The organism is Plantibacter sp. VKM Ac-2880 (genome assembly GCF_015351235.1).
GTDB lineage: Bacteria > Actinomycetota > Actinomycetes > Actinomycetales > Microbacteriaceae > Plantibacter.
The window spans coordinates 398,764-414,334 of the sequence record NZ_JADKSJ010000001.1 but is presented as its reverse complement, the minus strand read 5'-3'; the positions used below and the strand labels follow the sequence as shown (position 1 = coordinate 414,334).

Below are 15,571 nucleotides of genomic sequence, written 5' to 3'. Positions count from 1 at the left end.
GCACGGAGAACGTCACCCTTCGACAAGCTCAGGGACCGGAGCGGGAGAGCTCAGGGACCGGAGCGGGAGAGCTCCGGCACCGGATTGTGCAGAGTGCTGATTTCGGGAGGTAATTCCTGCAGGATGCACATCGTGCTGTGAGGAGGACGTCAGTACCGTTGCGGCAACCCGCACCGCTCCTTCCCCCACCTTCAGGAGATCTCCATGGCTCGCATGGCACACGCAGACGACTTCGCCCTGTCCCGCGTCCGTCCCGACGCACAGAAACCCTGGTTCGGCATCGCCGTCCAGCGGTTCGGCCAGGTGTCGGCTTTGTCCCAGTTCCTCCTCGGCGCGACCCTCGGCTACAGCATGACCTTCGGCGAGGCATTCCTCGCCCTCCTCCTCGGCTCGATCATCCTCGAGGTCATCATGTGCATCGTCGGCATCATCGGCCAGAAGGAGGGCCTCAACACCGCCCTCCTCGCCCGATGGACCGGCTTCGGCGAGGTGGGCGCCTCGCTCGTCGGCCTCGCGATCGGCATCAGCCTCATCGGCTGGTTCGGCATCCAGAGCGCCATCTCCGCAGAGTCGCTCGACGCCCTCCTGCCGGGCTTCATGCCGGTGTGGGCCTGGAGCCTCATCTTCGGACTCGCCGTCACCGCGATCGTCGCCTACGGGTTCAAGGGCATGCAGTGGCTCGCGAACATCACCGTGCCGCTCTTCCTCATCCTCGTCGGCTGGTCGATCATCAGCGAACTCACCCAGCACGACTTCATGGAGCTCGTCACCGGCCCGGCACCCGGCCCGACCATGAGCGTCTGGGCAGGCACCGGGATCGTCGCCGGTGGCCTCATCGTCGGCGCGATCATCACCGCCGACATGACCCGATTCAACCGCTCCCGCGCCGACGTCATCAAGCAGACCGTCGTGGGCGTCTCGCTCGGCGAGTTCGTCATCGGCCTCTCGGGCGTCCTGCTCGCCCACGCCGCCGCCTCCGGCAACGTCGTCGCGATCGTCACGTCGTCGGTCGGCCTCATCGGGCTCATCATCGTCATCACCGGAACCCTGAAGATCAACGACTGGAACCTGTACTCCTCGACCCTCGGCCTGGTCAACTTCATCTCCACGGCCTTCGGCAAGAACCTCAACCGGGTGACCACGACGATCGTCCTCGGCGTCGTCGGCTCGATCCTCGCCGCCGTCGGCATCCTCGGACAGTTCTCCGGCTTCCTCATCATCCTCGGCGTCGCGTTCCCGCCCATCGCGGGCATCATGGTCGCCGAGTACTTCATCGTGAAGCGTTGGCGCGGCGAGCTCGACGAGACCCGCGCGTCCGGTCGCCTCCCCAAGACGGCGCCGCGCATCGTCCCCGCGACGATCATCATCTGGGCCGTGTCCGCCGTCACCGGCTACTTCGTCACCTGGGGCATCCCCGCCGTCCTCTCCCTCATCCTCTCGATGGTCCTGTACATCGCCGCCGGGAAGCTCGGCTGGGTCCGCGGCGTCGGCGTCGCCCACACCTCGCAGATCGCAGCCGACGTGCCGACGGACAGCCCCGCCACCGCCTCCAACTGACCCACCGCGCACCCACCGCGCACGTTCCACCGCACCGACAGAAAGCGAACCCCTCATATGCACATCGGTATCGATGTCGGCGGCACCAACACCGACGCCGTGCTCATGGACGGCACCACCACCCTGGCTGCCGTGAAGCACGCGACCACCCCGGACGTGACCGACGGGATCGTCCAGGCGATCGGCGAACTGCGGGGCGGCCACCACTTCGACGGTGAGCAGATCACCGCGGTGATGATCGGGACGACGCACTTCATCAACGCCCTCGTGCAGGCCAAGCGGCTGGCCCCCACGGCGGCGCTCCGGCTCGGCCTGCCGGCGACGCGGGCACTCCCGCCGCTCGTCGACTGGCCGGCGGAGCTCGTCGAGGCGATCAGTGCACGCAGCTACCTCGCGCACGGCGGCTACGAGTTCGACGGGCGCCCCATCTCCCCGATCGATCCCGACGAACTGCGGGCGCACGCCGAGGACATGCGGGCGAACGGCATCCGCTCCGTCGCGATCTCCTCCGTCTTCAGTCCGGTCAACCACGACCTCGAGGTCGAGGCGGCACGGATCGTCGGCGAGGTCCTCGGACCCGACGTCGCCATCTCGCTCTCCCACGAGATCGGGCGGATCGGCCTCCTGGAGCGCGAGAACGCGACCATCATCAACGCGGCGCTACGCGAACTCGCCTCCGAGATCGTCGACGGCCTCACCGCCGCCGTCCGGAAGCAGGGCATCGAGGCGCCCATCTTCCTCAGCCAGAACGACGGCACGCTCATGGACGAGGACTACGTGCGCCTCTACCCGGTCGCCACGTTCGCCTCCGGCCCGACCAACTCGATGCGCGGCGCCGCCCTGACGAGCGGCCTCGCGACGTGCGCGGTCGTCGACATCGGCGGCACCACGGCCGACATCGGCCTCCTCATCAACGGCTTCCCCCGCGAGACGGCGAACGAGGTGAAGGTGGCGGGCATCCGCACGAACTTCCGCATGCCCGACGTGCTCTCGATCGGCATCGGCGGCGGCAGCATCGTCGACGAGGAGACGGCCGAGGTCGGGCCGGCGTCCGTGGGCTACAAGCTCATGACGGAGGCCCTCGTCTTCGGCGGCGACACCCTCACGGCGACCGACATCGCGGTGGCCGCCGGTCGCGCCTCCATCGGTGACGCCTCGAAGGTCGCGCACCTCGATCCCGCCTTCGTGGCGCGCGTGCTCGCCCGCATCGGCGAGCGCATCGCCGAGGCCGTCGACCGCATGCGGACCTCCCCCGAGCCCATCCCCGTGGTGGCGGTCGGCGGCGGGTCGATCCTGTTGTCCGACGAACTCCCCATCTTCGGCGCCGTCCACCGGCCCGACAACTACGCCGTGGCCAATGCCATCGGTGCTTCCATCGCGCAGGTCGGCGGCGAGATCGACAAGGTCTACGCCATCGAGCCCGGTCGGCGCGAGGAGGCGATCGCCGAGGTCCGTACCGAGGCGATCGACAAGGCGATCGCGGCCGGCGCCTCCCCCGCGTCGGTCGCGATCGTCGATTTCGACGAGGTCCCCATCCCGTACCTGCCGGGCAACGCGACCCGGATCCGCGTGAAGGCCGTCGGCGACCTCGACATGGGAGGCCTCCGATGAGCTGGACGATCACCGCCGAGCTCATCCGCGGCCTCGCCCGCGGGGCCGCGGTCCTCGGGACCGGCGGCGGCGGCGACCCGTACATCGGCGCCTTGCTCGCCGCGCAAGCCCTCCGCGAGCACGGCGACGTCACCGTCGTGACCCTCGACGAGGTCCCCGACGACGCGCTCGTCCTCACCGTCGCGATGATGGGGGCACCGACCGTCATGGTCGAGAAGCTGCCGAGCCTCACCGAGGTGGTCGCGCCCGTCCACGCCCTGAGCGCCTCGCTCGGTCGCCCCGTCACGCACGTCGCCTGCGCGGAGGTCGGTGGCGTCAACTCGACCATCCCGATCGCCGCAGCGGCCGCCCTCGGCCTCCCACTCATCGACGCCGACGGCATGGGCCGGGCCTTCCCCGAACTGCAGATGGTCCTCCCCACGCTGTACGGGATCGATGCCTCGCCGTTGGCGTTCAGCGACGAGAAGGGCAACACCGGCGTCCTCACCACCGTCGACAACAGCTGGACGGAGCGCATCGCCCGCGTCGCCTGCGTGGAGATGGGGTGCTCGGTGATGATCTCCGGCTTCCCCATGTCGGGTACCCAGGCCCGCGAGGCGCTCGTCGCCGACTCGTTGTCGCTGTGCCGCGAGATCGGCGACGGCATCGCGGCGGCGCGCGAGGAGAAGGCCGACGCCGTCACCCGGACCGTCGAGCTGCTCGGCGGACGCGAACTGTTCTCCGGCAAGGTCGTCGACGTCGAGCGCGCGACCACGACGGGGTTCGCCCGCGGACGCGCCCGGATCGACGGTGCGGATACCAGCCTGGAACTCTCCTTCCAGAACGAGCACCTGATCGCCGCCCTGGACGGCGTCACGCTCGTGACGACCCCCGACCTCATCATGGTGCTCGAGCACGACTCCGGTGAGCCGATCACGACGGAGGGCCTGCGCTACGGCCAGCGCGTCCGGGTGATCGCCGCCCCGAGCGACGAACGCTGGCACACCCCGGCGGCCCTCGCGATGGTCGGTCCTGGCTACTTCGGCTACGACGTGGCCTCGCACCGCTTCGACGGCACGACGGAGACCCCGGTCGACGAGACCCCGGAGGTCGCCGCATGAGCTGGACCCTGACCGCCGCAGACCTCCCCGACCTCGCCCGCGGTGCCACGCTCCTCGGCACAGGCGGCGGCGGCGACCCGTACATCGGCATGATGCTCGTCAAGCAGGTGCTCGGTGATCGCAGCATCACGATCCTCGACCCCGACGAGCTCGACGACGACCTGTTCGTCATCCCCACCGCGCAGATGGGCGCACCGACCGTCATGGTGGAGAAGATCCCCGCCGGGTTCGAGCCGACGCTCGCGCTCCGCACGCTCGAGGAGCACCTCGGCCGCACCGCCGACGCGACCATGCCGATCGAGTGCGGCGGCATCAATTCGATGATCCCGCTGATCGTCGCCGCCGAGACCGGACTGCCGGTCGTCGACGCCGACGGCATGGGTCGGGCGTTCCCGGAGCTCTCCATGGAGACCTTCGCGGTCTACGGGGTGCACGGATCGCCGCTCGCCATCGCCGGTGAGCGCGGCGAGCGCGTGATCATCGACACCGGCGACGACGACCGGCAGATGGAGTGGTTGGCACGTGGCATCGCCATCCGGCTCGGCGGCGTCGCCCACATCGCCGAGTACGCGATGAGCGGGGCCGACGTCCGGCGCACCGCGGTGCCGAGGACCATCTCGATGGCGCTCGCCCTCGGCCGCGCGATCCGGGTCGCGCGCGAGGAGCACCGGTCGCCGTTCACCGCCATCGCGGACACGCTGTCCACGACGCTCTACTCGCACATGCGCGAGTTGTTCGTGGGGAAGGTCGCCGACGTGGAGCGCCGCACCACGGAGGGTTTCGCGAAGGGCACGGCCGTCATCTGGTCGACGGATCCGGCGAGTACTGAACGCCTCGAGATCTCCTTCCAGAACGAGAACCTCATCGCCCGGTGGAACGGTGAGGTCGTGGCGATCGTGCCGGACCTCATCTGCATCGTCGACCACGAGACCGCGGAGCCGATCACCACGGAGGGTCTGCGCTACGGCCAACGGGTGCGGGTGCTCGGGATCTCGACGCCGGCGCTCATGCGCACCCCCGACGCCATCCGCGCGTTCGGTCCGAGCGCCTTCGGGCTGTCGGAGCCGTTCGTCCCCGTGGAGGGCGAGGCGGCTGCCGCAGAAGCCGCTGAGGCGTTCGGCGGCGGGCAGGCGGTCCGAGCCTAGGCTGGTGCCATGCCGACCACCCTCGAGCACGATCGACTCCGCGCGCTGGCGACGGGGTTCGCGATCCTGGGCTCCGGCGGTGGCGGCGCGACCACGATGCTCGAACTGGTGCTGGCGGACCCCCGCGTCTGGCCGTTCGAGCTGCATGCGGTCGACGACCTCGACCCGGCGACACCATGCCTCGCCCTCGGCTTCGTCGGATCCACGCTGCTCCTCGGCGAACGGCTGCCGGGCACCGACCCGTTCGGGCGCCTGATCGGCGCCGCCGAACGCTGGCTCGGCCACCGGATCCCGGCGATCTGTTCCCTCGAAGGCGGCGGGGTCAACGGGCTCACCCCGTTCGCGTTCGCCGCCGACCGCCTGATCGTCGACGCCGACCTCACCGGTCGGGCCGTACCGTCGCTCGACCAGATGTCGTTGCTCGTCGACGAGGTCCCCGGCATCCTCGCGACCTGCGACACGGGCGGCGGCGGTGTCGCCCTCGTCGAGACGGAGCGCGCCATCGACATCGAACGGGTCGTGCGCGCCGCCATCGTGCAGGCGGGTGGGAGCGGCGGGATGGTCTACGCGGGCTTCACCGTCGGCGACCTCCGGGAGCATGCGATCGTCGGGAACGCCACCCGCGCCGTGCAGCTCGGCGCGGCCTTCCTCGGTGCCGCGTCCGGCTCCCTCGACGAGCTCGCCGGGTCCATGGGTGGTCGTCTGCTCGCCGAAGGACGCATCAGCGCGATCGAGGCCGACCGGAACGACCCGCACGTGCTCGCATTCGGCATCGACGGTGGTGGCGGACAGGTGCACCGACTCGTCGCGAGGTCGGAGACGCTCGCCCTCATGACCGACGGCCGCGTCGAGGCCGCCGCGCCGGACCTCATCGTCGTCCTCGACACCGTCTCCCGGGACATCCTGGAGGTCTCCGCCATCTCGATGGCCAGGCAGGTCGCCGTCATCCGCATCGACGGCCCCGACTGGTGGTCGCGGACGCCGGAGCGGCTCAGTCGGGTGCTCCCCTCGGCCTACGGCCTGGACGAACTCGACGAGGTCCACATCGACGGGGTCCCCGTATGAGCGATCGTCTGCAGTCAGGCGCCCTCCTCGCGCACCCCGACAACGGCGGCGTGCGGCTCGTCGCCGGCCCGGCCGACGCCAACTGGGCCGGTGTCGTGGTCGAGACGGACGAGGCGGCCCTCCCCGAGGACGACGCCGGCCGGCTCGCCGTGCTGACCGGCGTCCCACCCGCGCGCCCCTGGCAGCAGGACGCGCTCGTGCGTCGGATCAGGGACCGCGGGTTCCGGGCGCTCGCGATGCAGCAGGCCGACGGTTTCGGTGCGGGCACGCGCGCCCTCGCCGACCGCCTCGGGTTCACGCTCCTGCACGTCGACCGGCCGATGCTGCTCGCGAAGGCGTGCTGGCAGCTGGTCGAGGCGCGCGACTCGTTGACGCTCGGCTACGTGCGCAAGGTGGCGCAGTCCATCGAGTACCACGCCGAAGGCCTCCCGGACCTGCTGCGGCACCTCTCGTCCAGCGTCGGCCACGGCATCGCGCTCATCGACAGCGAGGGCGTGCTGCTCGAGGCTGGCGGGCGGCTGACGCCGGAGGTCCACGCCGCGATCGACTTCTCCCCGTGGACGGACCTGACCCGCGCCGGGTCCGGCACCGCGGCGTCCGTCCGGGTCGACAGCCCCAGCCGCGAGGGGCTCCGGCTCGCGTTCTTCGGTGACGGCCTCGACGAACGGCAGGTGAGCGCACTCGCGGTCGCAGCCGAGGTCGCCATGCCCGCCGTCGCCGCCAGGATCCTCATCGACGAGGTCGCGGAGGTCAGCGACGCCTCGGTGTCCTCCGGCGTCCTCCGCGACTTCGTCGACCTGCGCGGCCGGCCCGACCCGGAGGTCGAGCGGCGCATGCTCGAACGCGGTTGGCGGACCACCGGGTACCACCTCGCGTTCCGCACGGTCGGTCGGAGCCGGGTCGACGCCCTCCAGCTCCTCCGGTTCGTGACGAGCGCGCTCGGCCGGATCGCCGCCGACTCCCACGCGACGACCAGCGGTCGAGGGGTGAGTGGGTGGCTCACCTTCACGGAGCCGCCGCCGCCGTCACAGGTGGAGCGGTACGTCGGTGCCCTGCGCGAGCTGCACGTCGAGGCGCGTCGATCGTTCAACGTGGCGACCGCCGTCGGTTCACTGGCGAGCGGTTCGGCCGGACTCACCTCGTCGCTCAGCGAGGCGGCGGACGCGGTCCGGATCGCGGTGAACCGGTCGACGACGGGGTGGTTCGTGCGGGTCGACGGGCTCGGCCTCGAGCAACTCCTCCTCGCCTGGACCGGCAACGACATCTTCGTGCCGGCCGCGCGGTCGTTGCTCGCGCCCCTGCAGGCCGGGCAGGGTGAGCTGTTGACGACGCTGTCCGCCTACCTCGACCACGAGTCGGCGGTCGGGCCGACTGCCGCCGCGCTCGGGCTCCACCGCAACACCGTCGCGACGCGCATCACCCGGGCGCAGGAGCTCCTCGGCGTCGACATGGCGGACCCGGAGGTGCGCCTCGCGCTACACCTCGCCTGCCGCGCGGTGCGCTGAGCGTGCTTGGTCACTGAGCCACGTCTGGTCACTGAGCCACCCTGGTCACTGAGCCACCCTGGTCACTGAGCCACCCTGGTCACTGAGCTTGTCGAAGTGCCGCCCTTCGACAAGCTCAGGGACCGGAAACTGCTCGCGAAACCGACACCGACACTGGTCACTGAGCCTGTCGAAGTGCACACGGACAACGCCGCCCTTCGACAAGCTCAGGGACCGGAACGGGAACTCAGGGACCGGGCGCGCGCCCTCCTCAGACCGCCGTCGCGGTGAACTGCATCCGCGGGTTCGCGTAGAACTCCTGCGCCTCGACGAGCTGCAGCTCGCGCTGGCCCGACCGGTACGTCAGCTCGACCAGGTCGAACACGCTCGACGCCGTCCGCTCCAGCGCCAGCTTCGCATCGCGCGTCTCGCCGTAGTGCGCGGCGAACAGCGCCGCCGTGACGTCGCCTGAACCGTTCGCCTTGAACGGCAGCAACGGCGTCTGCACGATCCACCGGCCGGCGTCGTCGACGACGAGCATCTCGATCGTCTCGGGGTCGCGGTCGGGTCGCTCGACACTCGTCACGAGGACCACCGACGGGCCCATCGCGCGCGCCAGCTCGACGGATGCCAGCGTCGACTCCAGCGAGCCGGGCTCGGTGCCCGTGAGGAAGCCGAGCTCGAACTGGTTCGGCGTGATGATGTCGGCGTTCGGAACGACGCGGTCGCGCAGGAGGTCCGGGATCTCGGGGGCGACGAAGCATCCCGACTTCGCGTTACCCATGACGGGGTCGCACGCGTACAGGGCGTCGGGGTTCGCCGCCTTGACCCGCTGGACCGCGTCGACGATGACGTCGCCGATGCCGACACCGCCCTGGTAGCCCGAGAGCACCACGTCGATCTGCGGGAACGCGCCGCGCTCCTCGACACCCGTGATGACCTCGCCCACCTGCTCCGGCGAGATGAGCGGGCCACGCCAGGCGCCGTAGCCGGTGTGGTTCGAGAAGTTCACGGTGTTCACCGGGATCACCTCGACGCCGATGCGCTGGAGGGGGAACACGGCTGCGGAGTTGCCGACGTGCCCGTAGGCCACGGCGGACTGGATGCTGAGGATCTTCACGATGTCGCAATCACGATGGGGAGGCCGCCGCGGACACTGCGTTCGTGGCGGGCATGGACGGTGCCTGCAAGGACTCAACGATACTCTTCCGCCGCCTGCAGAACCCACGTGCCGCGTCAACCCGCGAGCGGGATCTCCCTCCCCAGGGCCCCCGCTCCTATGCTGATCGGATGACGACTCCTGACAGCACGACCACGCCGAGCGACACCACGGCGACCAAGACCGCCGCCGTCATCTACAACCCGGTGAAGGTCGACCTCGATGCGCTCCGCGAGTCGGTCGAGCGCTCCGCCGCCGAAGCCGGCTGGGCCGAGTCGCTGTGGTTCGAGACGAGTGTCGAGGACGTCGGCCAGGGCGTTACCGCCGAGGCGATCGCTGCGAAGGTCGACCTCGTCATCGCGGCCGGCGGCGACGGCACGGTCCGTGCGGTCTCCGAGGCGTTGCGCGGCAGCGGCATCCCCCTCGCGCTCCTGCCCTCTGGCACCGGCAACCTGCTCGCCCGCAACCTCGACCTCACGCTCAACGACCTGCCCGGTTCCGTCATCACCGCGTTCACGGGCGAGGACAAAGCGATCGACCTCGGTGTCATCGACATCGAACGCGCCGACCACTCCCGCGACCGCCACGTGTTCGTCGTCATGGCCGGTATGGGCATCGACGCGAAGATGATCAAGAACACCGACGACGACCTCAAGGCGAAGGCCGGCTGGGCCGCCTACGTCGACGCGATCGTGAAGTCGCTGCGCGATCCGGACGAGCTGCACCTGCGGTTCCGCATCGACGACGAGCCGCAGGTCCGTGCCAACGTGCACACGGTCATCATCGGCAACTGCGGTTCGCTGCCGGCCAACATCCTGCTCCTGCCGGACGCGGTCGTCGACGACGGTCTGTTCGACCTCATGTTCATGCGCCCCGGCGGGATCCTCGGCTGGATCCGGATCTGGGCGAAGGTCGCCTGGGTGAACGGCGTCCTCCGCCGGACCAAGACCGGCCGGGCCCTCGCCGGCAAGCAGAAGGACGACGGCGAGCTCCGCTACGGCACGGCGAAGCGCTTCGTCGCCCGGATGTCGAAGCCGGAGGAGATCGAGCTCGACGGTGACGGCTTCGGCAAGGCGGTCGCGATCAACACCTGGATCGAGCCAGGCGCCCTCACCGTGCGCGTGCCCGCCGCAGCCGAGTAGCGGCGAGCGGGCTCACCCGCGAGGCGCGACCCGGCGGGCCCAGAGCAGCACGGGGATGAGCAGGAGCGCGAGGACCCCGCCCGCGATCGATAGCGCCTCGTAGCCGACGCCCGCCATCACGACACCCGACATGACACCCGCGCCGGCACCCGCGAGGGCGATCAGGACGTCGAGCGTGCCCTGCGTGCGTGCGCGGTTGGCGGGCACGGTGTGGTCGACGACGAGCGCCGTGCCCGCGATGAGGCCGAAGTTCCAGCCGAGGCCGAGGAGCGCGAGCGCGAGGATCAGCAGGCCCAGCGAATCCGCCGGTGCGAGGGCTCCCGTCACGCCCGCGAGGAGGAGCGTCACCCCCGCGGCGATCGCCATCGGGGTGCGGCCGATGCGGTCGACGAGGATGCCGGTGACGAGCGACGGCAGGTACATCGCCGCGATGTGGATGCCGATCACGAGCCCGACCTCCCCCAAGCCGTGGTGGTGCGCCCGCATGTGCACGGGCGTCATGGTCATGACCGCGACCATCGCGATCTGCGTGACCACCATCACCGCCGCTCCGACGTAGGCACCCACCCCGGGGCGCGGGCGCGGACCCGCGCTCGACGGCCCCTGGCTGCTCGCCGCACCTACCGAGACCGACTCCAGCTTCGCGAGCTCGGCGTCGAGCCGACGGGCGAGGAGGAACGGGTCCGGACGCAGCAACACGAGGAACGCCGTGCCGGCGGCGAGGTAAGCGACGGCCGCGAGGAGGAACGGGCCCGCGAGCGCCGGCAGCCCGAGGCCGGTCGCGAACACTCCCAACGGCTCGACAAGGTTCGGCCCGGCCACGGCGCCGAGCGTGGTCGACACCATCGCGACACTGATCGCGGTTCCGCGGCGTGCCGGGGTCGCGAGGTCGGTGCCGGCGTACCGGGCCTGCAGGTTGGTGGCGGTCCCGGCACCGTAGACGAACAATGACAGGAACAGCAGCGGGACCTGGGCCGTCGTCGCAGCCAGGACGACGCCGATCGCGCCGACCCCACCCGCGACGAAGCCGATCCCGAGCCCGATCCGCCGGCCGAGGCGTTGCGTGACGCGGCCGACGAGGAACGCGGTGAGCGCGGACCCCAGGGTGAGGAGTGCGGCCGCGACGCCCGCGAGGCTCGTGCTCCCGAGGACGTCCTGCACGAGCAGCGCACCGACCGTCACGCCGGCGGCGAGGCCGGCTCCGCCGAGCACCTGGCTGATGACGACGACGGTGAGTGTCCGCCGCTGCACCCGCGCGCGTTCGGCGGCGATGCCCGCGGTCGTCGCCGCCCTGCTCGTGTCGGGCTCCGCGTTGTCGGTCATGCTCCGGCCGTCAGCGGCGCGTGGAGATGCGGCCGTAGGCGTCGACCGTGACGATCAGGGACTCGATCTTCCGGTTCACGACGCGGATGATCACGACGATGAGCCAGAGCCCACCGGTGATGAGCGTGAGGACGAGGTTCCAGAACCAGCCGATGCGCTTCTGCCGTTGCAGGACCGCCTGCTGCCCCTGGACCGACGACACAGACCAGCCTCGGGCCGCGTAGCGGGCGACCTCGGCGTTGAGCACGGCGGTGAGCTGCTCCATCGGGAGCGGATTGGAGGAGGACATGCATCGAATCTACTCTGCGCCAGTTGCCACGCCCCGGTCCCTGAGCCGGTCTACGGGCGCACCTCGCCGGTCCCTGAGCCTGTCGAAGGGCGCACCTCGCCGGTCCCTGAGCCTGTCGAAGGGCGCACCCCGCCGGTCCCTGAGCCTGTCGAAGGGCGCACCCCGCCGGTCCCTGAGCCTGTCGAAGGGCGCTCTACGATCGATGTATGCGCATCCGTCCCGCCGAACCCGCCGACCTGCCTGGCGTCCTCGCCATCCACACCGACGCCGTCGCGAACGGTGTCGCCATCTGGACCGAGGTCACCCCCGACCTCGCCGAGCGTGAGGCCTGGCTCGCCCGCCATCAGGAGCCCGGTCGGGTCGCGCTCGTCGCCGTCGCCGACGGCCCCGACGACGGGCTTGCAGAGGGCAGCGTCCTCGCCTACGCGAGCTACGGGCCGTACGCGACGAAGGAGGGCTACCGCCACACCGTCGAGAACTCGGTCTATGTGCACCCCGACGCCCAGGGGCGCGGGCTCGGCAAGGCGTTGCTCGTCGAACTGATCGACCGTGCGACCGCCGACGGCCACCACGTCATGCTCGCCCTCATCGAGGCCGGCAACACGGCGTCGATCGCCCTGCACACGAAGCTCGGCTTCGAGCAGGTCGGCCTGCTGCCGGAGGTCGGGACGAAGTTCGGTCGCTGGCTGGACCTCGCCATCCTCCGGCGCCCGCTCGCCTGAGCCCGGGTCCTGCGCACAACTTCGGTTCGCAACTCCTGCTGCATCGACCGTGCAGGGTCTGAACCGGCCCTTGCGAGACGACCGAGCGTCTCGAGCAGGAGTTACGAACCCGACCCGGCGATCTCGACCCGGACGACCGCGCCGGACGCGAGGTCGACGGCGCGGGGTTCCGACGCGCCGACGAGACTGATCCGCACCGGCGCCTCGGCCAGGTTGCCGAGGATCACGACGGTCCGTCCGGCAGGATCCACGGCGGCGAACGCGGTCACCCCCTCGGGTGAGACGGGCGAGCTGTCACCGAGGCGGTGACCCCCGATCTCGACCCCGACGCGTCGGCTTCCGCTGAGCTCCGCGATCCACCCGAGCGCCCGACCGGCGGCTGCGACCGTGCCGTCGGCGACGACGAGTCCGCGCGGCCCAGTGGCCTCGAAGTAGGACAGCGACTCGACGCCGGGGGCGGCCAGCGCGGCGACACTCGCGACCACCCACGCACCGAGGGCCTCCGCCGACTGCCGGTCGTCCGTGGCACCCGGCACCAGCTCCGCGCCGAACCCCGCGCGGAGGTCCGGGTCGGCCGTGGCTCCCGCGCCCGCCCTCGTGGTGGCGACCGCGTTGTAGCGGGCGCCGAGCGTGACCGGGCCGACGTGCAGCGACCGGCCGTCGGCGATCCGGACGGCGTCGGCCACGACGACGGCCTGCACGGCGAGCGACTCGACCAGCTGGTGGCCCGCGCGGTCATGCATGAACGGCGTGACGCTGAAGGCCACCGGGCCGGTCCAACGATCGAGGCGCGCGTGGTTGCGGTTGAGCTCGGTGAAGTGCGCCCGCGTGCCGCCGACGAGCTCCGGGGACGGCGCATCGACGTCCGCCCACAGGCGCTGCAGCAGCTCATCGAGCGCGGTCAGGAGGGCGCTCTCCGAGAGGTGGGTCCGGCGGTGGAACGCCCCGACACGCACGACGTGGACGCCCGCGTCGCGGAGCCGCCGCAGCACCGGCTCGGCCTCGTCGCCGGTGCCGAGCACGAGTCGCAGGTCGAGGGCTCGGGTGCCGGCCTGCCGGACCGCGCGATGGAGGATGGCCGGCCAGTCCACGGCCGCCGGGTCGATCTCGACGAGGAGCTCGGTGATCGCGTCGGGCGGTACCGCTCCCTGCCGTCCGCCGTCGGGGTCGCTCGACACCGAGGTCGAGATCGTGGGGACGAGGCTGTCGAGCGGCGCACCGATCCGCGCTTCGACCGGCTCGGGGACCGGGCGTTCGAGGTCCGTCTCGGGCGCGACGGTCACAGCGAGTGGTGTCGCGAGCGGAGCTGCGGCAGGCTCGACACCGCCGACGCGCGAACAGGAGAGCTCGACGGACTGCTCCACGACGTCGCCGACCGCCAGCGCGACCGGGAACGGCAGCGAGAGCGGCGTCGAATAGGTCTTGAACGAGGCGTCGGTCCAGTTCCGCTGGTCCTCCATCTCGAAGACGTCGCCGGCGAACCGTGCGGTGGTCGTGATGCGGTCGCCGGTCCAGGTGAGGGACTCGATGCGGATCGCCGGCTGGTGCGGCGCGATGTGCTCCGGCAGGCGGGTCGTCGTCGTGGACCCCTCGGGGTGACCGACGACGAGCTCGGTGCCCGCGAGCGCCGGGGCCTGCAGCACGATGAGTCCGATGCGCGCACGACGGAAGGCCGCCGTCACCTCGGCCTGGACCGCCACCCGGAGGGTCGAGGCACCGAGGTCGACGGACAGCGACCAGGCGACCGTCTCGCCGTCGTCGCCGACCCTGCCGCGGAGCTGCAGGCCGCTGGTCGTCTGGTCGACGGCGTCCACGACGACGGGCAACGTCTTCCAGTCCTGGTCGCGGACGACGAAGCGGATGCTCCGCAGCACCGTCTCGCCGTCGAAGGCGATGTCGTCGAGGTCCGAGCCGCGGAGCGACAGCGACCAGGGCCCGCGCGTCACGGCACGGGCGGCGCGTTCCTGCTCGAGGAGCAGGTCCGGTGCGACGCGGAAAGTGGTTCCGAAGCGCGAGGTCATCGTCGGCTCAGAGGCTCGTCATGCCGCCGTCGACCCGGAACGTCGCTCCGGTGGCGAAACTCGACTCGTCGCTCGCGAGGTAGACCATGATGCCCTCGACGTCTTCGGCCCGACCGGGCCGGCCGAGCGGGATGCGCCCGACGATGGCGGCGCGCGACTCGGGGTCGTCCGAGATCGCCGTGACGAGCGGGGTCTCCGTGTAGCCCGGGACGACGGTGTTCACGCGGATGCCCTGGTCGGCGTAGGCCGCGGCGACGGTGCGTCCGAGGCCGTGGATGCCGGCCTTCGTGGAGCTGTAGGCGGTGAAGTCCGCCCCCTCGCCGTTGAGGCCCGTCGGACTGCCGGTGAGGATGATCGATCCGCCCGTGCCGAGCATCGCCCGGACGGCGTGCTTGGTGGTGAGGAAGGTGCCCGTGAGGTTGATGTCGACGGTGCGCCGCCACACCTCGAGGTCGAGCTCGGCGATCTTCGCGTCCTGACCGAAGAGCTGCACGCCGGCGTTGGCGACGACGACGTCCGGTGTCTTGCCGGTCGCGTCCATCACGGCGAAGGCGGCTTCGACACTCGCCTCGTCGGCGATGTCGAGACGCACGGCCATGGCCGAGGGGAAGGGCGCGGCGGCCTCCCGTGCGGCCTGGATGTCGCGGTCGGAGAAGATCACGACGGCGTCCTCGCGGGCGAAGCGCTCGGCGACCGAGCGGCCGATCCCCGATCCGGCGCCCGTCACGAGCGCGGTCTTTCCTGCAAGTCGTCCAGTCATCGTCGCCTGTCTCTCGTGCGGTGTCGCGGGGGTGGAGCCGTGGGTGCTGCGGGTTGCTGTCGCGGGTGCTGCGTCGGGTCGTCTGCAGCCTATCCGGCACAACCGGTTGACCGCATGTGACGCAGGTGCAGATTCCCTAACTCAGGAGCGGGTGGGCGTGTCGGACCACCAGAGGGGGTCAGCGGCCCGACAC

The 15,571-nt window shown here is 71.0% G+C and carries 13 protein-coding genes; 8 read left to right on the top strand and 5 right to left on the bottom strand.

Annotation, left to right across the window (positions count from 1 at the left end; all coding sequences use genetic code 11):
- Positions 1-204 precede the first annotated feature (204 nt).
- Genes ITJ57_RS01935 through ITJ57_RS01910 form a run of 6 tightly spaced genes read left to right on the top strand, consistent with a single transcriptional unit; the run spans position 205 to position 7,983 of the window.
- Entirely contained in the window at positions 205-1,557 is a 1,353-nt protein-coding gene (locus ITJ57_RS01935) for a cytosine permease (protein WP_194668601.1), read from the top strand.
- A 57-nt stretch (positions 1,558-1,614) separates the two neighbouring features.
- Complete coding sequence (locus ITJ57_RS01930; protein ID WP_194668600.1) at positions 1,615-3,168, top strand: hydantoinase/oxoprolinase N-terminal domain-containing protein; 1,554 nt, start codon at positions 1,615-1,617, stop codon at positions 3,166-3,168.
- Complete coding sequence (locus ITJ57_RS01925; RefSeq protein ID WP_194668599.1) at positions 3,165-4,268, top strand: DUF917 domain-containing protein; 1,104 nt, start codon at positions 3,165-3,167, stop codon at positions 4,266-4,268. Before ITJ57_RS01930 ends, ITJ57_RS01925 begins: the two co-directional genes overlap by 4 nt.
- Entirely contained in the window at positions 4,265-5,413 is a 1,149-nt protein-coding gene (locus tag ITJ57_RS01920; RefSeq protein ID WP_194668598.1) for a DUF917 domain-containing protein, read from the top strand. Before ITJ57_RS01925 ends, ITJ57_RS01920 begins: the two co-directional genes overlap by 4 nt.
- A gap of 9 nt (positions 5,414-5,422) precedes the next feature.
- Complete coding sequence (locus ITJ57_RS01915) at positions 5,423-6,478, top strand: DUF917 domain-containing protein (protein WP_194668597.1); 1,056 nt, start codon at positions 5,423-5,425, stop codon at positions 6,476-6,478.
- The gene (locus ITJ57_RS01910; protein ID WP_194668596.1) at positions 6,475-7,983 is read left to right on the top strand and encodes a CdaR family transcriptional regulator; all 1,509 of its coding nucleotides are present in this window, start codon (positions 6,475-6,477) and stop codon (positions 7,981-7,983) included. Before ITJ57_RS01915 ends, ITJ57_RS01910 begins: the two co-directional genes overlap by 4 nt.
- A 250-nt stretch (positions 7,984-8,233) precedes the next feature.
- Here the strand turns inward: ITJ57_RS01910 and pdxY are convergent, their stop codons facing one another.
- Positions 8,234-9,082, bottom strand: a complete 849-nt coding sequence (gene pdxY / locus ITJ57_RS01905; RefSeq protein WP_194668595.1) for a pyridoxal kinase PdxY — start codon at positions 9,080-9,082, stop codon at positions 8,234-8,236.
- A 170-nt stretch (positions 9,083-9,252) separates the two neighbouring features.
- On the opposite strand from pdxY, the gene ITJ57_RS01900 reads away from it, so the two are divergent.
- Positions 9,253-10,263 (top strand): diacylglycerol kinase family protein, encoded by a 1,011-nt coding sequence (locus ITJ57_RS01900; protein ID WP_194668594.1) that lies wholly within the window; start codon positions 9,253-9,255, stop codon positions 10,261-10,263.
- Positions 10,264-10,275: 12 nt separating this feature from the next.
- On the opposite strand, the gene ITJ57_RS01895 is transcribed toward ITJ57_RS01900, so the two are convergent.
- Positions 10,276-11,586, bottom strand: coding sequence for an MFS transporter (locus ITJ57_RS01895; protein WP_194668593.1), 1,311 nt, complete (start codon positions 11,584-11,586; stop codon positions 10,276-10,278).
- 10 nt (positions 11,587-11,596) lie between these two features.
- Entirely contained in the window at positions 11,597-11,875 is a 279-nt protein-coding gene (locus tag ITJ57_RS01890; RefSeq protein WP_194668592.1) for a hypothetical protein, read from the bottom strand.
- A gap of 206 nt (positions 11,876-12,081) precedes the next feature.
- Between ITJ57_RS01890 and ITJ57_RS01885 the strand changes: the two genes are divergently transcribed.
- A complete protein-coding gene (locus ITJ57_RS01885; RefSeq protein ID WP_194668591.1) occupies positions 12,082-12,597 on the top strand; it encodes a GNAT family N-acetyltransferase in 516 nt (171 codons plus the stop codon).
- Positions 12,598-12,698: 101 nt separating this feature from the next.
- Here ITJ57_RS01885 and ITJ57_RS01880 read toward each other — a convergent pair whose 3' ends face one another.
- Together ITJ57_RS01880 and ITJ57_RS01875 are read right to left on the bottom strand one after the other, a co-directional pair.
- Entirely contained in the window at positions 12,699-14,618 is a 1,920-nt protein-coding gene (locus ITJ57_RS01880; protein ID WP_194668590.1) for a hypothetical protein, read from the bottom strand.
- A 7-nt stretch (positions 14,619-14,625) separates the two neighbouring features.
- The gene (locus tag ITJ57_RS01875) at positions 14,626-15,378 is read right to left on the bottom strand and encodes an SDR family NAD(P)-dependent oxidoreductase (protein WP_194668589.1); all 753 of its coding nucleotides are present in this window, start codon (positions 15,376-15,378) and stop codon (positions 14,626-14,628) included.
- Between the last annotated feature and the right edge of the window lie 193 nt (positions 15,379-15,571).